Annotated in this window: 18 protein-coding genes; 14 read left to right on the top strand and 4 right to left on the bottom strand. The window is 73.3% G+C overall.

From position 1 onward, the window contains the following. Nucleotides 1–166: 166 nt before the first annotated feature. Together BKA22_RS18665 and BKA22_RS18660 are read left to right on the top strand one after the other, a co-directional pair. Nucleotides 167–1114, top strand: a complete 948-nt coding sequence (locus BKA22_RS18665; protein WP_146952334.1) for a proteasome assembly chaperone family protein — start codon at nucleotides 167–169, stop codon at nucleotides 1112–1114. Between the two features lie 282 nt (nucleotides 1115–1396). Continuing rightward, the gene (locus BKA22_RS18660) at nucleotides 1397–1600 is read left to right on the top strand and encodes a cold-shock protein (RefSeq protein WP_146952335.1); all 204 of its coding nucleotides are present in this window, start codon (nucleotides 1397–1399) and stop codon (nucleotides 1598–1600) included. A gap of 151 nt (nucleotides 1601–1751) precedes the next feature. Here the strand turns inward: BKA22_RS18660 and BKA22_RS18655 are convergent, their stop codons facing one another. Next, a complete protein-coding gene (locus tag BKA22_RS18655; RefSeq protein WP_146952336.1) occupies nucleotides 1752–2630 on the bottom strand; it encodes a spermidine synthase in 879 nt (292 codons plus the stop codon). A 146-nt stretch (nucleotides 2631–2776) separates the two neighbouring features. On the opposite strand from BKA22_RS18655, the gene BKA22_RS18650 reads away from it, so the two are divergent. From BKA22_RS18650 to BKA22_RS18640, 3 genes are read left to right on the top strand one after another with little or no spacing between them, the layout of a single operon-like run. Then, a complete protein-coding gene (locus BKA22_RS18650; protein WP_179561855.1) occupies nucleotides 2777–3199 on the top strand; it encodes an SAV_6107 family HEPN domain-containing protein in 423 nt (140 codons plus the stop codon). Nucleotides 3200–3206: 7 nt separating this feature from the next. Continuing rightward, nucleotides 3207–4481 carry a DNA polymerase IV gene (gene dinB / locus BKA22_RS18645; RefSeq protein WP_146952337.1) on the top strand — a complete coding sequence of 425 codons (1275 nt, stop codon included), beginning with the start codon at nucleotides 3207–3209 and terminating at the stop codon, nucleotides 4479–4481. Between the two features lie 36 nt (nucleotides 4482–4517). Then, entirely contained in the window at nucleotides 4518–4937 is a 420-nt protein-coding gene (locus BKA22_RS18640; protein ID WP_146952338.1) for an SCO2097 family morphological protein, read from the top strand. On the opposite strand, the gene BKA22_RS18635 is transcribed toward BKA22_RS18640, so the two are convergent. The 3 genes from BKA22_RS18635 to BKA22_RS18625 are packed head-to-tail and all read right to left on the bottom strand — an operon-like array spanning nucleotide 4882 to nucleotide 9439. Then, on the bottom strand, nucleotides 4882–7179 hold the full coding sequence (locus BKA22_RS18635; RefSeq protein WP_146952339.1) for a transglutaminase TgpA family protein: 2298 nt from the start codon (nucleotides 7177–7179) through the stop codon (nucleotides 4882–4884). The genes BKA22_RS18640 and BKA22_RS18635 overlap by 56 nt on opposite strands. After that, nucleotides 7176–8432 (bottom strand): DUF58 domain-containing protein, encoded by a 1257-nt coding sequence (locus BKA22_RS18630; RefSeq protein ID WP_146952340.1) that lies wholly within the window; start codon nucleotides 8430–8432, stop codon nucleotides 7176–7178. The genes BKA22_RS18635 and BKA22_RS18630 overlap by 4 nt, the downstream gene beginning before the upstream one ends. Beyond that, on the bottom strand, nucleotides 8432–9439 hold the full coding sequence (locus BKA22_RS18625; protein WP_146952341.1) for an AAA family ATPase: 1008 nt from the start codon (nucleotides 9437–9439) through the stop codon (nucleotides 8432–8434). Before BKA22_RS18625 ends, BKA22_RS18630 begins: the two co-directional genes overlap by 1 nt. Before the next feature lie 384 nt (nucleotides 9440–9823). Here BKA22_RS18625 and mraZ point away from each other — a divergent pair, with 384 nt between their 5' ends. The 9 genes from mraZ (at nucleotide 9824) to ftsW (ending at nucleotide 21012) form a co-directional block, all read left to right on the top strand. Further along, nucleotides 9824–10300, top strand: coding sequence for a division/cell wall cluster transcriptional repressor MraZ (gene mraZ / locus BKA22_RS18620; protein WP_146952342.1), 477 nt, complete (start codon nucleotides 9824–9826; stop codon nucleotides 10298–10300). A 224-nt stretch (nucleotides 10301–10524) separates the two neighbouring features. Then, nucleotides 10525–11538 carry a 16S rRNA (cytosine(1402)-N(4))-methyltransferase RsmH gene (rsmH, locus tag BKA22_RS18615; protein WP_146952343.1) on the top strand — a complete coding sequence of 338 codons (1014 nt, stop codon included), beginning with the start codon at nucleotides 10525–10527 and terminating at the stop codon, nucleotides 11536–11538. Further along, nucleotides 11535–11972, top strand: a complete 438-nt coding sequence (gene ftsL / locus BKA22_RS18610) for a cell division protein FtsL (protein ID WP_146952344.1) — start codon at nucleotides 11535–11537, stop codon at nucleotides 11970–11972. The genes rsmH and ftsL overlap by 4 nt, the downstream gene beginning before the upstream one ends. 416 nt (nucleotides 11973–12388) lie before the next feature. Then, nucleotides 12389–14080: a peptidoglycan D,D-transpeptidase FtsI family protein gene (locus BKA22_RS18605; RefSeq protein ID WP_223203498.1), complete on the top strand. Its 1692-nt coding sequence runs from the start codon at nucleotides 12389–12391 to the stop codon at nucleotides 14078–14080. A gap of 60 nt (nucleotides 14081–14140) precedes the next feature. Then, nucleotides 14141–15739, top strand: coding sequence for a UDP-N-acetylmuramoyl-L-alanyl-D-glutamate--2,6-diaminopimelate ligase (locus tag BKA22_RS18600; protein WP_146952346.1), 1599 nt, complete (start codon nucleotides 14141–14143; stop codon nucleotides 15737–15739). Next, nucleotides 15736–17175: a UDP-N-acetylmuramoyl-tripeptide--D-alanyl-D-alanine ligase gene (locus BKA22_RS18595; RefSeq protein WP_146952347.1), complete on the top strand. Its 1440-nt coding sequence runs from the start codon at nucleotides 15736–15738 to the stop codon at nucleotides 17173–17175. The genes BKA22_RS18600 and BKA22_RS18595 overlap by 4 nt, the downstream gene beginning before the upstream one ends. After that, the gene (mraY, locus tag BKA22_RS18590; protein WP_146952348.1) at nucleotides 17172–18254 is read left to right on the top strand and encodes a phospho-N-acetylmuramoyl-pentapeptide-transferase; all 1083 of its coding nucleotides are present in this window, start codon (nucleotides 17172–17174) and stop codon (nucleotides 18252–18254) included. Before BKA22_RS18595 ends, mraY begins: the two co-directional genes overlap by 4 nt. Next, nucleotides 18255–19700 (top strand): UDP-N-acetylmuramoyl-L-alanine--D-glutamate ligase, encoded by a 1446-nt coding sequence (gene murD, locus BKA22_RS18585; protein WP_146952349.1) that lies wholly within the window; start codon nucleotides 18255–18257, stop codon nucleotides 19698–19700. It begins immediately after the preceding gene. A gap of 10 nt (nucleotides 19701–19710) precedes the next feature. Then, on the top strand, nucleotides 19711–21012 hold the full coding sequence (gene ftsW / locus BKA22_RS18580; RefSeq protein WP_146952350.1) for a putative lipid II flippase FtsW: 1302 nt from the start codon (nucleotides 19711–19713) through the stop codon (nucleotides 21010–21012). The last annotated feature ends 12 nt before the right edge of the window (nucleotides 21013–21024 follow it).

The raw sequence follows: 21024 nt of genomic DNA, 5'->3' as shown, positions 1-21024 counted from the left end.
ACACAGCACCCGTACCCGACCCTCACGCACCCGCCCGCGGGCGGCCGTCCATTATCCGCTCTCCTGACCTCCCGCGTGCGCCGACCGGCCGTCCGCGTGCGCGGGAAGCATCCGGGGCCCGCGTGCGTTGACCAGCCAGGAGCGACCGGCGAGAAGGAGAACGACCATGCTGGACCCGAGCGAGATCTACGACGTCGACCCGCACGTGGCGGCCCAGGTCGAGCGCGCGGCCGGGGACGGCGGCGGGCCGGTGCTGGTGCACGCCGTGCGCGGCTTCGTCGACGCAGGCCAGGCGGGCGCGACCGTCGCCGAGCACCTGCTGGACCAGCTGCCCTCGCGGCGTCTGGTGACCTTCGACGCCGACCAGCTGCTCGACTACCGCTCGCGACGGCCGATGATGACGTTCGACTCCACGACCTGGTCGTCCTACGACGAGCCCGAGCTAGTCGTCGACCTCGTCGAGGACGGCACCGGCACACCGTTCCTGCTGCTGCACGGCATCGAGCCGGACGTGCAGTGGGAACGCTACGTGGCGGCGGTCCGCCAGCTCGTCGAGCGGTTCGACGTCCCGCTCACCATCGGCGTGCACGGCATCCCGATGGGGATCCCGCACACCCGTCCGCTGTCGGTCACGGCGCACGCCACACGCCCCGAGCTGGTGGCCGACCACCCCTCGTGGTTCGGTGCGGTGAAGGTGCCGGCCAGCGCGAGCGCCCTGCTGGAGCTGCGGCTCGGGCAGTCCGGCCATGACGCGATGGGCTTCGCCGTCCACGTGCCGCACTACCTCGCCCAGTCCCCGTACCCGCAGGCCAGCATGGCGGCGTTGGAGCGGGTGGAGCGCGCCACCGGCCTGGACCTGCACGCCGGCGCCCTCACGTCCTCGGCCGACGAGACGCGCGCCGAGATCGAGCGTCAGGTCCAGGACTCCGCCGAGGTCGCCGCGGTCGTGCGCGCGCTCGAGGAGCAGTACGACGCGTTCGCGCGCAGCATCGGGCGGCCGAGCCTGCTGGCGCCCACGGGCGAGCAGGAGATCGACCTGCCCACGGCGGACGAGCTGGGTGCCGAGTTCGAGCGCTTCCTGGCCGAGCAGAGCGACGGCGGCTCCGAGTCCTGACCCCTTACCGCCTTTCGCGGGCGGCCTTTACCAGATCGTTGTGGAACGTGTGGTGTTGGTGTGCAGATTTCGTGGCAGAGGCCACACCTGCGTGCCAAGATGCTGCCGTTGCAGTGACGTACTGGCGCTTGACCGGCGCCGATGCCTGGGTCTGGGGAGATGCCGGGGATCGGCACCGCCAGCCCGCGTGGCTGGTCCATCCGGTGCAGGACGTGTGGCATTGCGGCACGGCGCGGGCAGTCGGCCCGCGGCCGTCACCGGTGGGACAGAAGGACAGGGAACATGGCACAGGGTGCTGTCAAGTGGTTCAACGCTGAGAAGGGCTACGGGTTCATCGCCCAGGACGGCGGCGGCGCCGACGTCTTCGTCCACTACTCGGCCATCGACTCGCAGGGCTACCGCTCGCTCGACGAGGGCCAGCGCGTGGAGTTCGAGATCACGCAGGGCCCCAAGGGCCCGCAGGCGGAGAAGGTCCGCCCGCTCTGATCGTCGCCGGACGCCGCGCCTGAGCCTGCGGGGCTCGGACGGGGCGAGGTGACGGAAGGGCCACGACCTCCAGGGGTCGTGGCCCTTCCTCGTCCCCGTGCCGGTCGCCGCGTCGGCCGTCCGCGTGCTGAGAGCCTTCGGCCGGTCGCGGTCAGGCCTCGGGCGCCGCCGGTGGGTCGTGCAGCGCGCTCGCCGTGCCCACGAACGCCGTGAGCTCGCCGTCGTGCAGCAGCCGGGCGGGCGCCGGCAGGCTCCGGACGGCACGGGCCAACCGTGCCTCGCCGAGCAGCCGCGGATCGTCGGTGGCGGCGATCACCACGTTCCCGTAGCCGCGTCCACGCAGCAGCCCCGGCTCCGCGACGATCGCGACCTCGGCGAAGACGGCGCGGGCCGTGGCGATCTCGGCCCTGGCGAGTGCGAGCGGCGGGCGGTCGGCGCAGTTGGCGAGGTAGACACCGCCAGGTCGTAGGACGCGGGCGACGTCGGCGACGAACTCGAGGGTCGTGACGTGCGCGGGCGTGCGGTCGCCGGCGAAGACGTCGCGGACCACGACGTCCGCCGAACCGCTCGGAAGCCGGTTCAGCTCGGCGCGCGCGTCGCCCGCCCGGATCCGCAGCCCGGGTGAGCGCGGGAGGTCGAACCACGAGCGCACGAGCTCGGGCAGCGCGGCGTCGAGCTCGACCGCGATCTGCCGCGAGCCCGGTCGGGTCGCTGCCAGGGACCGCGCGAGCGCGCAGCCCGCCGCCCCCAGGTGCACCACCGTGAGGGCCCCGCTCCCGTCGTCGACGCCGTCGATGACCGCGGCCATCTGCTGCATGTACTCGAACGCGAGGTGCGTGGGGTCGGCGAGGTCCAGGTACGAGCTCGGGACGCCGTTGACGAGCACGGTGACGCCGTCGGGGTCGTCCGGGTCGGGCAGCAGCTCGACCGTCCCTGTGGGTACCGCGACGGGTCCCGTCGGCCATGCCTGCCGTGTGGGTGTCCGGTGGGACCCTGAGGGTCGTCGGGAGGTGCGGTCGCGCGCGGCCATGCGGCCACGGTAGGGCCCGGGGCCGGCGTGGGTGGCATCGCCGGGTGTTGACGAATTCGAACACGTGTTCGATCATGAGTGGAGACGTGGACACGGAGCGGGCGACGAGGGTCGCCGGCGCAGCAGGAGGAGCGGGAGGTGTCACGATGACGCAGACGGTGCTCGACGCCCCGGTGCCCGCCTACGCGCTCAGCCTCTTCGCACGTGCGGACTCCGAGCTGGTGGCGGCGCAGTTCTCGTCCGAACCGTGGGAGAAGTTCTCCCACGCCCACCTGGCGGCGCTACGCGCCGGGGCCGGGGTGCTCGCGAGCCGTGGGGGGTCGAGCGGTCGCCGCGCCCCGCGGACGGTGTGGGGTCTGCTCGACGCGGCCGCGCCCGAGCTGGCCCGCTGGTCCGGCTACTTCGCTGCCGGAGCCGCGCTGCGCTCGGCGATCGACGCGGGTCGGTTCTCCGCGGTCTCCGAGGACCGTGCCGAGCAGGCGTTGTGCGCGGCCGAGGACTTCGTGGATGCGGCCCGTGCGCTGCTCTCGCTCGACCTGGTCGCCCCGGTCGAGCGTCGGGTCTCGTGAGGCCCCGGTGAGCCGCGGGCCGCGCTCGGCCGCAGCGAAGCGCGACTGGGGCCGCGAGGAGGACGGCTGCTCGATCCTCCACGTCGACATGGACGCCTTCTTCGCCTCGGTCGAGCTCGCCCGCCGCCCGCAGCTCCACGGGCTGCCGGTGATCGTGGGCGGTGCGCACCGCGGTGTCGTCCTGGCGGCGACGTACGAGGCGCGGGCGTTCGGCGTGCACTCGGCCATGCCGATGGCGGCAGCGCTACGCCTGTGCCCGCAGGCCGTGGTGGTTCCACCGGACCACGCGGCCTACCGAGAGGTGTCGACCGGGGTGATGCGGATCCTGGGCGACGTGACCGCGCTCGTCGAGCAGGTCAGCGTCGACGAGGCGTTCCTCGACGTGGCCGGAGCTCGGCGTCGGCTCGGGCCGCCCACGCGGATCGCCGGGTTGATCCGCGAGCAGGTCAGCTCAGGGTTCGGGATCACGTGCTCGGTGGGAATCGGCGCGACCAAGTTCGTCGCGAAGCTCGCCTCGAGCCACGCCAAGCCCGACGGCGTCCTGCTCGTGCCGCGTGCTGCGACGGTCGACTTCCTGCACGCACTGCCCGTCGGTGCACTCTGGGGGGTGGGGGAGCGCACCGAGCAGGCGTTGGCTCGTTGGGGGATCCGCACGGTCGCCGAGCTCGCCCGGACCGACGTCGCCGTCGTCCAGCACGCCGTCGGCAAGGTCGCCGGGGCGCACCTGTACGACCTGGCCTGGGGGCGGGACCCTCGGCCCGTGCACCCGCACCGCGACGAGAAGTCCATCGGTGCCGAGGAGACGTTCGACGTCGACGTGGCGGACATCGCCGTGGTCGAGGCCAAGATCCTCGAGCTGGCCGACCGCTGCGCGTCCCGGCTGCGTGCACACCGATTCGTCGCCCGGACGGTGAGCATCAAGGTGCGCACCTCCGACTTCCGCACCCTGAGCCGCTCGCGGACGCTGAGCTCGCCGACCGACGTCGCGCGCGAGATCTACCTGGCGGGCCGCTCGCTGCTGGCGGGGGTCGACCTCGAGGGCCTCCCGGTGCGGCTCATCGGTGTGCGGGCCGAGGGGCTGGCGCCTGCCGCCACGACCGTCCGTCAACCGACCCTGGACGAGGCGGTGGACGAGCAGGACGGCCCCAGGCGTGAGGCGGAGCGGGCGATGGACCTCGTGCGCAGCCGGTTCGGGCGGGCCGCCATAGGTGCAGGGACCGTAGCGACCCGGTCCGTCACCCCACGCTCGACTACCACCTTCGTTCCGGCCGATCTATCCTGAGGTCGACAATGACGATCGGCGCTCATGGGGGTCGGGATGCCACTCTCCGAGTACGAGCAGCGGGTGCTCGAGCAGATGGAGCGCCAGCTCACTTCTGACGACCCGCGGCTCGCGAACACCCTCACGCAGCGAGGACGGCGCCCGGTCGGGCGCGTCCTGATCGCGAGCGTGGGCGCAGCCCTCGGGTTGCTGCTCCTCGTGCTCGGCGCGGCTGGCGACGGGTTGGTATGGCTCGGGGTCGTCGGATTCGTCGTGATGTTCGCGGCGGTCGCGTTCGCCTTCTCCGACCCGCGGCGTTCCGGCCCGCAGGGCGTGGTGCGCAACGACGGCACGGTCTCGAAGGGGCCGTCGGCGAAGGGATCGACCCGTCCGGCGAAGAAGCCGGCCGGTCAGCGCGGGTTCATGGCGCGGTTCGAGGAGCGCTGGGAGCGCCGGCGCGGCGAGTCCGGTCGCTGAGCAGAGCCCGTACCCCGGTCATCACCTCGGAGACCCACCGCTCGAGCTGGGCCCCATCGACCTCGTCCCACGTGGGTGCGTAGCGTTCGTCCTCCACCGCGCGGGCCAGCGACGCCAGTGCTGACGCCGCGCCCTCGTCGAGGGCGGATCCCGTCCTCTCGACGAGCGCGGCCTGCACCGTGGTGACGACCGCGCGCGGCGTCGTCGAGTCGGACCATCCGAGCCCGAGCGCCCCGAGCTGGGCGTGCAGGTGGCGCCATGCGCGCTCCGGGACGAGCTCGCCGCGCAGGGCCGAGCGGCGGCGCAGCAGGAGCACGACCGCGGCGGCGAGCGCGAGGACGACCATCACCGTAGCGACGACCGCCGGCCAGGGGACGGCTTGCTCCTCGACGCGAGGCGTGGTCGGCACCGGAAGCGGTGCGGTCGTCGGCGCACCGGTCGCCGCTGCCGTCGGCACCTGGTCCGCGGCGGCATCACCGGCACCGGCATCGGTCCCGATGTACGGGTCGGACCAGCGGGGCGGGGCGCCCGTCTGCACGGCCGGCGTCGGTTCGAAGCGCACCCAGCCGGCGCCCTCGAAGAACAGCTCGGGCCAGGCGTGCGACTCACGACCGGTCACGTCGTACGAGCCGTCTCCCTGAGCCGTGCCCGGGAGGAACCCCACGCCCACCCGGGCCGGGATCCCGAGGGAGCGCGCCATCATGGCCATCGAGGTCGCGAACTGCACGCAGTACCCGCGGCGCGAGGTGAGGAAGTCCCAGACGGCGTCGTCGGTACGGGCCGCCGCGACACGGGTGTCGTAGGCGAAGTTCGCCGACGAGCGGAACCAGGTCTGCAGCGCGAGCGCCTGCTCGTAGGGCGTGCTCGCCTCGGCGGTGACCTCCGCGGCGAGCGCGGTCACGTCGTCGACGTGGTCGGTGCCCGGCAGCGCCAGGTACTGCTCGACGCCGTCGAACGTCCCGACGGACGCGTCCTGCAGCGTCGCGGCGGTCAGGTCGGGGATCTGCACGAGCATCGTGTAGCCCATGCCCTGCCTCGTGCCGCGGGTCCCGACCACCTCGTCACGCTGCACGTCGTAACGCCAGTCGCCCTCGACGGAGACCGTGCGCGCGAACGTCGAGACCGGCAGGTGCTCCTCGCGCAGGTTGGCGATCTCGACGTCCACCTCGGCGAGGGTTCCGGCGGCCGCGTCCGGTGCGGTGAACAGCAGGGCCGGGTCGGAAGAGAGCAGCTGTGCCGGGTCCCAGTCGACGAGCTCGTCGGTGTCCGTGCGTTGCCAGCTGCGGCCGTCGAAGTCCGCGACCGTGAAGGCGCGCAGGGGCCCGACCAGGCGTGCGGTGACGGTTCGCTCGTCGGCGCCGCCCGGGGTCACCCGCAGGTCGGCCCCGGCCGTCGTGCCGGCCTCGGCGGAGCTGACGGTGTAGTGCAGGACGACCTGGCCCGAGCGGTCGCCGAGGCTCTCGCGCAGGTCGAGATCCTCGGACAGGCGCATCGGCCCGACGACTCCGGCGCCGACGGCCGGGACGCTGAGCGAGGACCACCCGGGCAGGGCGGCGACCACGGGGCCGGCCACGAGCGTGGCGGCCACGACGGCGGCGGCGGACGCGACGGCGGCCGACACGCGTCGAGGACGGTCGCTGCGGGCTGCTGCGGGTGCCGCGCTCAGGGCGAGCAGCAGGAGGTACGCCAACCCCGTCCAGGCGAGTGGCCACACGTCCGCCGGGAAGCCGAGCAGGACCGCGGGGACCCACATGCCGATGAGGGGAACCCCGGCCCAGGCAGCCAGGCCGAGGCCGACGGCGAGCAGGTCGGCCAGGATGAGCACGGCCAGGGCGCCGACGACCAGGACGAGCTCGGTGGGTCGCACGACCGCCATCGGCACGGTCGAGGTGTTGATGATCGTGGCGCCCTCCCTCGCTGCGGCGAGGGTGCGGTCGAGGGCCGCCAGGTCGGGCAGCACCTGCACGCGCCCGGGCGGCGAGCCGTAGCGCAGCACGAGCCCGATGCCGGCGGTGAGCAGGCCGGCGAGCGTGGGCGCCCACCACGACCGGGTCAGCGCGCGCACGCCGGCGGTCACGGCCGCCACGAGGGCGACGGCGAGCCACGCGACCGTGAGCCATCGTCCGGGTTCGAGCAGCGCGGACAGGGCGAGCAGGCTCGTGCCGGTGGCGACGGCGCACAGGCCGGTGCCCACGAGCGAGCGGGGACCGCGAGGGAGACGTCGTGTGCCGGTGCGGCTCATCGTGCGCTCCCGAGGAGGCGGAGCCAGCAGGCCACGACGTCCTCTCCGCCGACGACGACGCACGCGCGCCACCCGGCGCGTCGTAGGGCGAGGACGCTCGCCTCGGCGTCCTGGCCGTCGGAGGAGCGTGCACCGAGGCGGACGACGGCCCAGCCCTGCACGGAGTCGCCCAGGTGCGCCAGCGCTGCCCGTCCGGCGCGGTCGAGCGGGCCGAGGACGGCGAGCACGATGTCGTCGCCTGCTCCGGTGGACTCGAGCAGGTGCGTCGCCGCGAGCAGCTCGACCTCGGCCGCCTCGGGGTTGCGCGGCGCCTCGAGGTCGATCGTGCGGTCGAGGAGCGTGCCGCGGGCCGTGGCTCCGTGGGCGTGCACCCAGCCGTACGGGTCGCCGATGCCCGGGGCGTCCAGCGGGCGCGAGCCGCCGACGAGACGGACGGGGTGCCCGCCCTCGAGCATCGCGAGCGCCATCGACGCCGCGAGCGAGATGGTCCACTCCAGGTCGTCGCCCCGCGCCGGCAGGTCGAGCAGCACGGAGACGGGTCGCATGCCGGCGCGCTCGTCGGAGCGGACCATGAGCGAACCTCGTCGCGCGCTGCTGCGCCAGTGCACCCGACGCAGGTCGTCGCCCTCGTGGTACTCGCGCAGCGAGGCGTCGTCGGTGGAGGGCGTGCGGGCACCGAGCGCCACCCGGTCGGGTTCCCCGACGAGGACGTCCGAGGGCGCGGGCAGGGGCACGACGCGCGGCCAGACCTCGACCTCGGCGCTCTCGCCGAGGGTGGCGCTCGTGCGGGCCACGCCGAACGGGTCGGTGCGGGTCACGACGAGGGGGCCCAGCGGCCAGCGCCCGCGACGGCCGGCCTGCACCGCGTACGTGACGGTGACCCGGTGCGGGGTGCGGCGCACCCGGGCGCGCAGGGGCGAGCCGCCGGACAGGTCGGTGGCGGCCTGCTCGGCGAAGCGCAGCCCGGCCAGCCGGACGCGTGCCGCGGGGTCCGTGGCACTGATCAGGACCTCCACGTCGGCGCGGTCGCCGACGTGGACGGGGTTCGGTGTCGTGGTGCGCACGACCGCGAGTCGGTGGCGCCCGCGCCCGGGGTCCAGCACGGCGAGCACGGCGGCCGGACCGAGCACGGCGAGCACGGCGAGCGTGCCCATCCGCACGACGTCGACGGTGCCCAGGGCGACCCCGAGCACGACGAGCGCGACCCCGCCGAGGAGGAGGCCGATGCCCCGCGCGGTCGGCCGCAGACCCATCAGCCGATGGCCCTGCGGGGCCGCTGGGTTCCTGCGGTGGAGGCCACGGGCAGCGGCGTGCGCGCGACGACGTCGGCGACGACGTCCGAGGTGCTCCTCCCGGACAGCCGTGACTCGGTGCTGGGCAGCAGCCGGTGGGAGAGCACCGGTTCGGCGAGCTTCTGGACGTCGTCGGGCAGGACGTGGTCGCGTCCGTCCATGGCGGCGACCGCCTTGGCGGCCCGCAGCAGCTGGATCGCGGCACGCGGGGAGGCCCCGAGCCGCAGGCCCGGGTCCTGCCGGGTGGCGGTGACCAGATCGACGACGTACCGCTTGACGCTCGGAGCGGCGAACAGCCTGCGGGTGGTGTCGATGAGCCGGCCCACGGCGGCGGCGTCGGTGACGGGGTGCAGGTGCCCGAGCGGGTCGGCCGCGTCCTGCAGGTCGAGCATGTCCAGCTCGGACTCGACGCTGGGGTAGCCGACGGTGAGACGTGCCATGAACCTGTCGCGCTGGGCCTCGGGCAGCGGGTAGGTGCCCTCCATCTCGACGGGGTTCTGCGTGGCCACGACGAGGAAGGGCCGGGGGAGCGGGTACGTGTGCCCGTCGACCGTGGCCTGTGCCTCCTGCATGCACTCCAGGAGCGCGGACTGCGTCTTGGGCGATGCGCGGTTGATCTCGTCGCCGATGACGACGTGCGCGAACACCGGACCGGGCCGGAACTCGAACTCGTGCGTCTGGCTCCGGTAGATGTTGACGCCCGTCAGGTCGGACGGCAGCAGGTCGGGCGTGAACTGGATGCGCCCGACGGTGCAGTCGATCGAACGGGCGAGGGCCTTGGCGAGCGTGGTCTTGCCGACCCCGGGTACGTCCTCGAGGAGCAGGTGCCCCTCGGCCAGCAGCACCGCGAGCGTCACGCGGACGAGGTCGGGACGTCCGGTGATGACGCTCTCGATCGACGCGCGCATCCGCTCGGTCGTCGCGACGAGGTCGTCGAGCTCGCTCGACGACGGCACTGCCTGCAGCATGGCGGCCTCCTGGGGGTTCGAGCCGAGCCTACGTGGACGTCGTCGTCCGAGGAGGGTGTTCCTCCACTTCGCTCCACGACCGGGCCGTGGGCCGGGTGGTCCCCCCACTGTCGCCCGAGGCGTGCGCGACGGCCCGTCGGAACCGCCCCGGTTCGTCCTTTTCTCCGGGCTGTTCCCGCCCCGCGACGCGCCGTGGCCGTTCCGGGGTCGGGAAGTTCCTCCACTTCGCTCCACCGCGTGTGACCTGCGCAAACATTGCGGAGAGCGGGTGAAAACGGGGATTCTCGGAGGGCCTGGTGGAGGGAAGTGGAGTACCGTGGAGGCACGTGGTGAGCAGGGGTGGACGGGTTTGCATTGACCCGTCCGGGTGAGGGAGGAGGCGAGGTGGCGCATGAGTCTTCGGCAGGCGTCTTCGGCTCGTTCGCGCCCTTCCTCGGCACGTACACCCCGCGGCTGGACGAGAAGGGCCGGCTCATCCTCCCGGCCAAGTTCCGCGCCCAGCTCGCCCCGGGGCTGGTCATGACCCGCGGCCAGGAGCGTTGCCTGTTCCTGCTGCCGATGGACGAGTTCCGTCGCATGCACGACCAGCTGCGCCAGGCCCCCGTCACGAGCAAGCAGGGGCGTGACTACCTGCGTGTGTTCCTCTCCGGTGCGAGCGACGAGCTGCCCGACAAGCAGGGGCGGATCTCCATCCCGCCGATGCTGCGCAAGTACGCCGGGCTCGACCGCGACGTGGCCGTCATCGGCACCGGCACGCGCGTCGAGATCTGGGACCTGACGGCGTGGGAGACGTACCTGGCCGAGCAGGAGGCCGGGTACGCCGACACCGCGGAGGAGGTCTTCCCGAACGGTCCGTTCTGAGCGGACGCACCTCAGCAGCACGCAGCACCGCACGGTTCGCAGCTCCCGCCCGACGAGACCTCCTCCCGTCCGCTCTGACGCACTTCCCCGCGTCAGAGGGTCGGTGGGGGATCTGGTCGGACGGCGGAGGGGCCGTCCGACCATCCACGACACGCAGCACCGCGGACCGAACCCCGGGGCCGTCGAGCACCAGCAGCCGCGACGAGACGCACGAAGGAGGGGCGATGCCCGAGCAGGCGACCGACGACGCAGCGTCCCGCCACGTGCCGGTCCTGCTCGCCCGCTGCCTCGAGCTGCTCGCCCCGGCCCTGGCCGAGCCCGGGTCCGTGATGGTCGACTCGACGCTCGGGATGGGCGGTCACACCGAGGGTGTGCTGCGGGCCTTCCCGCACGTGCGGGTGGTGGGGCTCGACCGGGACCCTCAGGCACTCGAGCTGGCAGGGCGGCGGCTCGCACCCTTCGGTGACCGGTTCACACCAGTGCACGCGATCTACGACGAGATCGGCGACGTCCTCGACGACCTGGGGATCGGGCACGTGCAGGGCGTCCTGATGGACCTCGGCGTGTCCTCGCTGCAGCTGGACGAGGTCGAGCGGGGGTTCTCCTACGCCAAGGACGCCCCCCTGGACATGCGGATGGACTCCACGACCGGTCAGACGGCCGCCGACGTCCTGAACACCTACGACCAGCGCGCGATCGCCCGCATCCTGCGGGAGTACGGCGAGGAGCGGTTCGCTCCGCGGATCGCCCGGGCGGTCGTCGCGGCCCGGGCCGTGCGCCCGCTGACCCGCACCGCCGAGCTCGTCGACCTCGTCCGGGCGAGCATCCCGGCCGTGGCCCGTCAGACCGGCGGGCACCCGGCCAAGCGCACGTTCCAGGCCCTGCGCATCGAGGTGAACGGTGAGCTCGAGGTTCTCGAGCGCGCGGTGCCGGCCTCGATCGAGGCGCTCGCCGTCGGCGGTCGGATCGTCGTCGAGGCGTACCAGTCGCTCGAGGACCGGATCGTCAAGCGTGCGTTCGCCGCGGGGGCGACCTCGTCGGCGCCGCCCGACCTTCCCGTCGAGCCGGCGACCCACACGCCGTACCTGCGTCTGGTGACGCGGGGCGCGGAGGAGGCGGACGCCGAGGAGCTGGCCCGCAACCCTCGATCACAGTCCGTCCGGCTCAGAGCCGCCGAGCGGCTGCGACCCACGCCCGACCACATGCGAGACCGGAAGACCCCGAGGAGGGCAGCATGAGCGCTCAGGCCGCCGCACGAGCAGACGTCCGCACCGCAGGCGCCCGTGCCTCCGCGCAGCCGGCCCGCCCGCTTCCGAGCCGTCAGGACGCGCCCCCGCGGCTGCGCCTGGTCCGGGCCCCGCAGCAGGCGCGCACCCGGGTGCCCTTCGTCCTGATGTGCATGGGTGTGCTCGGTGCCGCGCTGCTGTCCGCGCTGCTGCTGAACACCTCGATGGCGCACGGTGCTTACGAGAAGTACGAGAAGTCGAACGAGCTGGGTCAGCTGCAGCAGGACGAGAAGGACCTGGTCGCAGCCCTGGACCAGAAGTCCTCGCCTGCGCACCTCGCCGAGGCCGCGCGCGCACTGGGCATGGTCCCGGCCGGTGGCACGGGGTGGCTGCGGCTGTCCGACGGCAGCGTCCAGGGGGCACCTTCGGCGGGGGCCGCTGGGTGAGCCCGACGCCGACGGGCGGGAAGCCGACCGCACGGGCATCCGCCCGGCGGTCCGGTGGCCCGCGGTCGGCTGCCGTCCCCGGCGCGTCGCGCCCGGCTTCGGCTGCGGGTGCGCGAGAGGCTCGGCCCGTGACCGGTGCCCGAGCCTCTGCCGCCGCACGCCCCGGTGCCCGCGAGGCCGAGGGGCCGAAGGGTTCGGCCTCGGCTCGCTCCGCGACCAAGCGCGGGGCGGTCACGGCGGTCCCGAAGACGCCTCGGACCGGGACAGCGTCGGCCGCCCGTGCCGGCTCCACGCGCGGACGTGCACCGCGTCCCTCGCTCAGGCGACGTGGCGGTGGCCCGGCAGGGCCGTTCGGCGCCGCGCCCGGCCCTGGGCTCCCGGGACCGGGCAGCAAGGGGCGCCTGGCGTTCCTGACGGTGGCACTCACGCTCGTCGTGCTGGTGTTCGCCGGTCGGCTCGTGTGGGTGCAGGGCATCCACGGCAGCGAGGTGGCCGCCATCGCGCTGGCCAAGCGGCTGACCGCGCCGCAGGAGTCGATCGGGACCCGCGGGGAGATCACCGACGCGGACGGCAAGGCCCTCGCGGTGTCCGTGGAGCGGTACGTCATCTCGGTCAACCAGCTGCTCGTGGCGGACTTCCAGGGCACCAACGGCACGTCCGACGGTGCCGTCGGGGTGGCCGACCGGCTCGCGCCGCTGCTCGACATGGACCCGGCCACGCTCGGGGCGACGCTGGTCGGCGAGCGCGAGTACAAGGTCATCAAGAAGGACGTGCTGCCCGCCGTGGCGCGCGAGATCCGCGCGGAGGGCCTGCCGGGCGTCAACGTCGACAAGGTCGCCGAGCGCATCTACCCGAACGGGACCCTCGCCGGCAACGTCATCGGGTTCGTGAACTCCAGCGGTGTCGGGCTGGACGGCCTCGAAGCGGCGCTGGACGACCGGCTGCAAGGCACGGCGGGCAGCGAGGTCTACGAGAGCGGTCGGCGCGGACAGCCGATCCCGGGAGGCTTCAGCGAGAGCACCGAGGCCGTCGCGGGCGACTCCGTGCAGCTCACGCTCGACGCCGACATCCAGTGGAAGGCCCAGGAGGCTCTCGACGCGCAGGTCGCCGCGACCGGAGCGGACTCCGGGTCGATCGTCGTGATGGACACCGTCACCGGCGAGATCTACGCGCTGGCCGACTCGGGATCGATCGACCCCAACAACCCCGCGGTGGACGGCTCCCTGGCGCCGTCGGTCTCCGACATCTTCGAACCCGGCTCCACGGGCAAGGTCATCACGATGGCCGCGGCGCTCGAGAGCGGTCTGGTGACGCCGCAGACGCAGTTCGAGGTGCCGTACGAGTACACGGCCGAGAACGGCCAGACGTTCAAGGACTCCCACGAGCACGGCGTGCTGAACCTGACCACGACCGGCATCCTGGCCGAGTCGTCCAACACCGGCACCGTGATGATCGGTCAGCACCTGACGTTGGCCCAGCGCTACGACTACCTCTCACGCTTCGGCTTCGGCGCGAAGACCGGGATCGAGCTGCCCGCCGAGTCGGCCGGTCGACTGCGCGCGGGCGACACCTGGGACACCTGGGACAAGCGCTCGCAGCTCTCGGTCCTGTTCGGCCAGGCGGTCTCGGTGACGGCGCTCCAGGCCACGTCCGTGTTCGCGACGATCGCCAACAACGGGGTCCACGTCCAGCCGCACCTCATCAAGGGGTGGACCGACGCCGACGGCACGTACACGGCCGCCGAGATCCCCGCAGGGACCCAGGTCGTCTCCGAGCAGACCGCGGACACCGTCCTGTCGATGCTCGAGAGCGTGGTGGACGACGGCACCGGTGCGAGCGCCTCGATCCCCGGGTACCGGGTGGCGGGCAAGACGGGAACGGCGCAGAACTTCGGCGGAGGGCCGGGCATCACGGCCTCGTTCATCGGGGTCGCCCCCGCGGACTCGCCGCGGCTCGCGGTCAGCGTGGTGCTCAAGAACCCGCGCAGCTCGGAGTGGGGCGGCACCGTCGCGGCACCCGTGTTCAGCGACGTGACGGCCTATGCGCTCGCCGAGCTCGGGGTGGCTCCCTCGGGCTCCCAGGCGACGCTGTTCCCGACGACCTGGTAGTGGGCGGCAGCGGGCGCCCCGGCTCCGTCGGGGGCGGGCGTGCAGGGTAGATTCTCCGTCATGACGTCCCCCCAGGGCCGGATGCGCCCCGAGCATCCCACGGCCCGGCGGATCGTCGACCTCGTCTCCCGCTTCGCGCTGCGCACCGCCGGTGCTGCGCTGCCCGACGACGCCGTGACCAGCGGTGTCGTGCTCGCCAGCGCGGACGTGCTGCCCGGGGACGTCTTCGTGGCGGTGCCCGGGCTCAAGGTGCACGGGGCCGCGTACGCCGCTCAGGCCCTCGACGCGGGTGCGGCGGCGGTTCTCACCGACGAGGCGGGCCAGCGCCTGCTCGCGGACGCAGGCCTCGGCGCCCGTGCCCCCGTGCTTCTCGCCGACGACCCTCGCGCGCTGGCCGGCCCCGTCGCCGCGTGGTTGCACGACGAGCCCGGCACCCGGCTCGTGACGGTCGGCATCACGGGCACCAACGGCAAGACGACGACCACCTACTTCGTCGACGCGGCGCTGCGCGCGAGGCACGCGACGACCGCGGTGCTCGGCACGGTCGAGCTGCGGATCGGCGAGGAGGCCATCGAGAGCCCGCGGACGACCGTCGAGGCCCCGGTGCTCCAGGCGATCCTCGCGCTGGCGCTCGAGCGGGGGGCGAGCGCGGTGTCCACCGAGGTGTCCTCGCACGCGCTCGCGCTCGGCCGGGTGCGCGGCCTGGAGTTCGACGTCGCTGCGTTCACCAACCTGCAGCGCGACCACCTGGACTTCCACGGCGACATGGAGGGGTACTTCCGCGACAAGGCGAAGCTGTTCGCGCCGGGGCAGGCCCGTCGGGGCGTCGTGGTCGTCGACGACGAGTGGGGCCGGCGGCTGGTCGCAGAGTCGGCCATCCCCGTCGAGTCGGTCGCCACGCACGTCGGGTCGCTTGAGTCCGCGGACGCCGACTGGGCGGTGGTCGGCGCGGACATCGGTCTGGACGGCGTCGGTTCGACGTTCGTGCTGCGTGGCCCCGACGGCGCCGAGCACACGGCGGCGAGCCCGCTGCCGGGGCTGGTCAACGTCTCCAACGCGGCCCTCGCGGTCGTCGTCGCGCACGCCGCGGGCGTCGACCTGGACGTCGCGATCGAGGCGGTCGCGCACGCCCACGAGATCCCCGGGCGCATGGAGCGGGTCATCGAGCGGGGCGGCGGCCTGCCGCTGTCCCTCGTCGACTACGCCCACACCCCGGACGCGCTCGTGCTCGCCCTCGAGGCGGTCCGGCCGATCACGCCCGGCAGGCTGATCCTCGTGCTCGGCTCCGACGGGGACCGCGACCAGGGCAAGCGCCCGCTCATGGGCGAGATCGCCGCCCGCCTGGCGGACGTCGTCGTCGTCACCGACGAGAACCCCCGCTCGGAGGACCCGGCCACGATCCGCGCCGCGATCCTCGACGGCGTGCGCAGCCAGCGCCCCCACCTGACCGACGTGCACGAGGCGACCAGCCGCACGCAGGCCATCCACGACGCCCTCGCCCTGGCGACCGACCAGGACACCGTGATCATCACGGGCAAGGGCCACGAACCGACACAGGAGATCGCCGGCGTGTTCCACCGGTACAACGACCGCGACGTGCTGCGCGAGGCGCACGCCGCCCATGAGACCCGCGTCGCACGGCAGGGGTCGATCGCGTGATCGCGTTGACCGCGGCGGAGATCGCCGACGTGACCGGTGGTGTGCTCGCACCCGGGGTGCCTGCGGCCACCGTGGTGAGCGGCCCGGTGATCGTGGACTCGCGCGAGGTCGACCAGGGTGCGCTGTTCGTCGCGCTGCCCGGCGAGAACGTCGACGGGCACGACTACGCGGCGTCCGCCGTCGCTGCCGGCGCCGTCCTCGTCCTCGCGGCCCGCGAGCTGGTCGACGCCTCCGGATCGGCGCTGCCCACGCTCGTCGTGCCCGACGTCGAGCGGGCGCTGGGCGACCTCGCACGCGAGGTCCTGGTCAGGCTGCGACTGGCGGCCGCGGCCCCCGGCGGCTCCGGTCTGCAGGTGCTGGCCGTCACCGGTTCGGTCGGCAAGACGACGACCAAGGACCTGCTCTCGCAGCTGTGCGCCGAGAGCGGGCCGACCGTCGCACCCGTGCGCTCGTTCAACAACGAGATCGGGCTGCCGCTCACGGTGCTGCGGGCCGACGAGCACACCCGGTACCTCGTCCTGGAGATGGGCGCGAGCGGACCCGGGCACCTGACCTACCTCACGGACGTGGCACCGCCCGACATCGCGGTGGTCCTCGTCGTCGGCCACGCGCACCTCGGAGGCTTCGGCGGGATCGAGGCGGTCGCGACGGCGAAGGCCGAGCTCGTCGACGGCCTGGTCGCCGACGGCGTCGCGATCCTCAACGCCGACGACCCGCGGGTGGCGGCCATGGCCGGGCGTGCGCCCGGGAAGATCATCACCTTCGGCAACGCCCCGGCCTCGACTGTCCGCGCCCACGACGTGCGGGTCGACCGGACGGGCCGGGCCTCGTTCCAGCTCGTGGTGGACGGCCGGCACGCCCCGGTGCAGCTGCTGCTCGTGGGTGAGCACCACGTGCACAACGCCCTGGCCGCCGCGGCCGCGGGGCTGGCGCTCGGGCTGCGGCTCGACGAGGTCGCCGAGCGGCTGTCCCGCGCGGACGCCTTGAGCCCGCACCGGATGCACGTGGTCGAACGGGCCGACGGCGTGACCGTCGTCGACGACTCCTACAACGCCAACCCCGACTCCGTGCGCGCCGCGCTGCGTGCCCTGGCGGTCCTCGCCGGGCGCGACCGGCGCTCGGTCGCGGTGCTCGGCGAGATGATGGAGCTCGGCCCCGACGCCCGTACCGAGCACGAGATGATCGGCCTGCAGGTCGTCCGGCTCAACATCGGGCTGACGGTCGTCGTGGGGACGGGTGCGGAAGGTATCGCTGCCGGCGCGGTCCGCGAGGGTTCCTGGGGTGACGAGGTCGTCATCGTCGCGGATGTCGACGCGGCGGCAGACCTGCTCGAGAGCGAGCTGCGCCCGGGCGATGTCGTGCTCGTGAAGTCCTCGAAGGACGCCGGTCTGTGGCGGCTCGGTGACCGGCTCGTCGCTGCGGAGGTCACCCCGTGAAGGCCGTCCTGATCTCCGGCGGCCTGGCGATGGTCGTCGCGCTGCTGGGCACCCCGCTGTTCATCCGGTTCCTGGTCCGCAAGCAGTACGGCCAGTTCATCCGGCAGGACGGCCCGACCGCGCACTTCACCAAGCGCGGGACACCGACCATGGGCGGTGTCGTGATCATCGGGGCGACCCTGCTCGGGTGGGCGGGCGCCCTGCTGGCGACCGGGACCGTCCCGTCCGCGTCCGCCGTGCTGGTGCTGTTCCTCATGACGGGCCTGGGGGTCGTCGGGTTCCTCGACGACTTCATCAAGATCTCCCGCCAGCGCAGCCTCGGGCTCAAGGCGCGGTGGAAGATCGTGGGGCAGGGCGTCGTCGGCGTGCTCTTCGCCGTGGCGGCGCTGCAGTTCCCCAACGAGACGTTCCGCACGCCGGCCTCCACGCGCATCTCCTTCATCCGCGACACGAACCTCGACCTGGCGTTCGCCGGGGCTGCCGTCGGCGTCGTGCTGTTCGTGATCTGGGCGAACTTCCTCATCACGGCCTGGTCCAACGCCGTCAACCTGACCGACGGCCTGGACGGCCTGGCCACGGGCGTCTCGCTCATCGTGTTCGGCGCGTACGTCCTGGTGGGCGTGTGGCAGTTCAACCAGAGCTGCCAGTTCCTCGCCTCGGTCGGACCCCGCTGCTACGAGACGCGCGACCCGCTCGCGCTCGCGGTGGTGGCCTCGGCCATTACCGGTGCCTGCTTCGGCTTCCTGTGGTGGAACGCGAGCCCCGCTCGGATCTTCATGGGCGACACCGGCTCGCTCGCGCTCGGCGGTGCGCTCGCCGGGCTGTCGATCGTGTCGCGCACGGAGATCCTCGCCGCGATCATCGGTGGGCTGTTCGTGCTCGTGGTGCTCTCCGACATCATCCAGATCGGCTTCTTCAAGATGACCGGCAAGCGCGTCTTCAAGATGGCGCCGCTGCACCACCACTTCGAGCTGTCGGGGTGGGGTGAGGTGACGATCGTCATCCGGTTCTGGATCATCGCCGGGCTGTTCGTGGCGCTGGGCGTCGGCATCTTCTACGCGGAATGGGTGGCCGGCTAGGTGGTCGTGCTGGACGGTGCCCGCGTCGTCGTCGCGGGTCTGGGTGTGTCGGGTCGTGCGGCGCTCGAGGTGCTCACCGCCCGCGGCGCGCGGGTGGTGACCGTCGACGTGCGGGCGGCCGACGCGGACGCGGCAGACCCCGCCCGGTTCGTGGCCGACGGTGGGCTCGACCGGGTCGACCTGGTGGTCGCGAGCCCCGGGTGGTCGCCCCACGACCCGCTGCTCGTGTCCGCGGGGGAGCGCGGTGTCCCCGTCTGGAGCGAGGTCGAGCTCGCCTGGCAGGTCCGCGTCGACCGCACGCACGGGCACGGGCCGGCCCCCTGGCTTGCGGTGACCGGCACCAACGGCAAGACCACGACCGTCGGCATGCTCGAGTCGATCCTGCAGGCCGGCGGGGAGCAGGCCCTGGCGGTCGGGAACGTCGGCACGCCGGTGGTGCTCGCCGCGACCGACCCCGACCTGGACGTGCTGGCCGTCGAGCTGTCGAGCTTCCAGCTGCACTTCACGCACAGCATGTCCGCACAGGCGGCCGCGGTGCTCAATGTGGCCCCCGACCACCTCGACTGGCACGGTTCGCTCGAGGCCTACGCCGCCGACAAGGGCCGCATCTTCGAACGAGCCCAGGTCGCCTGCGTCTACAACGTGGCCGACCCGCGCACCGAGTCGTTGGTCCGTGACGCCGACGTCCTCGACGGCGCCGTCGCCGTGGGCTTCACCGTCGGCACCCCGGGCGTCGGACAGGTCGGTGCGGTCGAGGACGTCCTGGTCGACCGCGGGTTCTCCCGCCTGCGGCACACCCACGCCGCCGAGCTGGGGACGCTCGCCGACCTCGACCGGCTCGCCGGACCCGACGGCACCGTGCCCCCGCACGTCGTCCAGGACGCGTTGGCGGCCGCATGCCTCGCACTCGCGCACGGCGTCACGCCTGCCGCGATCCGTGAAGGACTCCGCGCCTACGCCCCGGGGGCGCACCGCATCGTCACGGTCGCCGAGGTCGACGGCGTGGCGTACGTCGACGACTCGAAGGCCACGAACGCGCACGCAGCCGCGGCGTCGCTGGGCTCCTTCGACCAAGGCTCCGTGGTGTGGATCGCGGGGGGTCTGGCCAAGGGCGCCAGCTTCGACGAGCTCGTCATCGCCCGTCGAGACCGCCTGCGTGCCGCCGTCCTGATCGGCACCGACCGCGCGCCGTTGCGGGACGCGCTCGCCCGACACGCACCCGAGGTCACCGTCGTCGAGGTCGACGGCGGTGACACTGGGACGGTGATGACCCGTGCCGTGCAGTCCGCCCGCCGCCTCGCCGCGGTCGCGGGCACGGACGAGCGCGTCAGCGTCCTGCTCGCCCCCGCCTGCGCCTCGATGGACCAGTTCGCCTCGTACGCCGCCCGGGGTGAGGCCTTCGTCGCCGCCGTGCACGCGCTCACGGCGGACGCCCCCGGCGCGTGAGGGCCGTGCGATGACCGCGACGACCCCGCGCCCCGGCAGCCGTGACCGCACGAAGGCCGTCGGCCCTGCCACCGGTGCGCCGGCGGGCCCGCGGTCCGGCAGCACGGCGACACCCGCACCGACGGGCTCGGGCCTGGGCCACTGGAACAGCGCCGTGACGAGCTACTACGTGCTGATCGGCGCGACGGCGCTTCTGCTCGTCATCGGGCTCGTCATGGTGCTGTCCAGCTCGAGCGTCGAGTCGCTCGACGAGGGCAACTCCCCGTACGCGGTCTTCGTCAACCAGGCCCGGTACGCGCTCATGGGGCTGCCGCTCATGCTCGTGCTCACGCGGGTGCCCGTGCGGGTGCTGCGCGCGGTCGCGTGGCCCGCGCTGGTAGCGGCGGTGGCATTCCAGTTGCTGGTCTTCGTGCCGGGCGTCGGCTGCGGCACGGGCGGCAACCAGAACTGGGTGTGTGTCGGTGGTTTCACCGCGCAGCCCTCTGAGGCCATCAAGCTGGCCCTCGCGCTGTGGCTCGGTGCCGTCCTTTCGCGCAAGCAGGCGCTCCTGCAGGAGTGGAAGCACGCACTCGTCCCGGCTGCTCCGGTGGCGGGGATCGCCGTGGGCGCCGTCCTCGCAGGTCACGACCTGGGCACGGCGTTGGTGCTGCTGCTGCTCGTGGGTGGGGCCATGTTCGTCGCGGGGGTTCCGCTGCGGATCTTCGGGGTGGCCGCGGGGGCAGGCGTGGCCGTCGCCGTGATGCTGACCCGGTCGAGCACGAACCGGATGAACCGGATCCTGAGCTGGCTGTCGGACTCGTGCGACCCGACGAGCGACTGCTACCAGACGCTGCACGGCGGGTACGGGCTGGCCACCGGAGGTTGGGGCGGGCTCGGCCTGGGGGAGAGCCGCGAGAAGTGGTCGTACCTGCCCGAGGCGCACAACGACTTCATCTTCGCGATCATCGGCGAGGAGCTGGGGCTGATCGGGACGCTGCTCGTCCTCGGCCTGTTCGCGCTGCTCGCCCTGGCGATGGTCCGGCTCATCGGTCGCCACCCCGACCCGTTCGTGCGGATCACCACGGGCGCGATCCTGTGCTGGATCATCGGGCAGGCGCTGGTCAACATCGCAGTCGTGATCGGGCTCGCACCCGTCATCGGCGTGCCTCTGCCGCTCGTCTCGGCGGGCGGGTCCGCGCTGATCATGACGATGGCAGCGCTCGGTGTCGTGATCGCCTTCGCGCGCACGGAACCGGGAGCGGCCCAGGCCCTTGCCGCCCGCCCGAGCGTCGTGCGACGCTCGCTGGCCGTGATCGGCCGCACCCGTGGCTGACGGGCAGGTCGA

The organism is Cellulomonas soli, assembly GCF_013409305.1.
Taxonomy (GTDB): Bacteria; Actinomycetota; Actinomycetes; order Actinomycetales; family Cellulomonadaceae; genus Cellulomonas; species Cellulomonas soli.
This window is presented reverse-complemented; position numbering and strand designations above follow the sequence as displayed.

What these genes read in the sequence shown, in the direction of transcription:
- BKA22_RS18665 (WP_146952334.1), top strand. Translation starts at nt 167, where the DNA reads ATGCTGGACCCGAGCGAGATCTACGACGTCGACCCGCACGTGGCGGCC.
- BKA22_RS18660 (WP_146952335.1), top strand. Translation starts at nt 1,397, where the DNA reads ATGGCACAGGGTGCTGTCAAGTGGTTCAACGCTGAGAAGGGCTACGGG.
- BKA22_RS18655 (WP_146952336.1), bottom strand. Translation starts at nt 2,630, where the DNA reads ATGGCCGCGCGCGACCGCACCTCCCGACGACCCTCAGGGTCCCACCGG.
- BKA22_RS18650 (WP_179561855.1), top strand. Translation starts at nt 2,777, where the DNA reads ATGACGCAGACGGTGCTCGACGCCCCGGTGCCCGCCTACGCGCTCAGC.
- BKA22_RS18640 (WP_146952338.1), top strand. Translation starts at nt 4,518, where the DNA reads ATGCCACTCTCCGAGTACGAGCAGCGGGTGCTCGAGCAGATGGAGCGC.
- BKA22_RS18635 (WP_146952339.1), bottom strand. Translation starts at nt 7,179, where the DNA reads ATGAGCCGCACCGGCACACGACGTCTCCCTCGCGGTCCCCGCTCGCTC.
- BKA22_RS18630 (WP_146952340.1), bottom strand. Translation starts at nt 8,432, where the DNA reads ATGGGTCTGCGGCCGACCGCGCGGGGCATCGGCCTCCTCCTCGGCGGG.
- BKA22_RS18625 (WP_146952341.1), bottom strand. Translation starts at nt 9,439, where the DNA reads ATGCTGCAGGCAGTGCCGTCGTCGAGCGAGCTCGACGACCTCGTCGCG.
- rsmH (WP_146952343.1), top strand. Translation starts at nt 10,525, where the DNA reads ATGCCCGAGCAGGCGACCGACGACGCAGCGTCCCGCCACGTGCCGGTC.
- ftsL (WP_146952344.1), top strand. Translation starts at nt 11,535, where the DNA reads ATGAGCGCTCAGGCCGCCGCACGAGCAGACGTCCGCACCGCAGGCGCC.
- BKA22_RS18600 (WP_146952346.1), top strand. Translation starts at nt 14,141, where the DNA reads ATGACGTCCCCCCAGGGCCGGATGCGCCCCGAGCATCCCACGGCCCGG.
- ftsW (WP_146952350.1), top strand. Translation starts at nt 19,711, where the DNA reads ATGACCGCGACGACCCCGCGCCCCGGCAGCCGTGACCGCACGAAGGCC.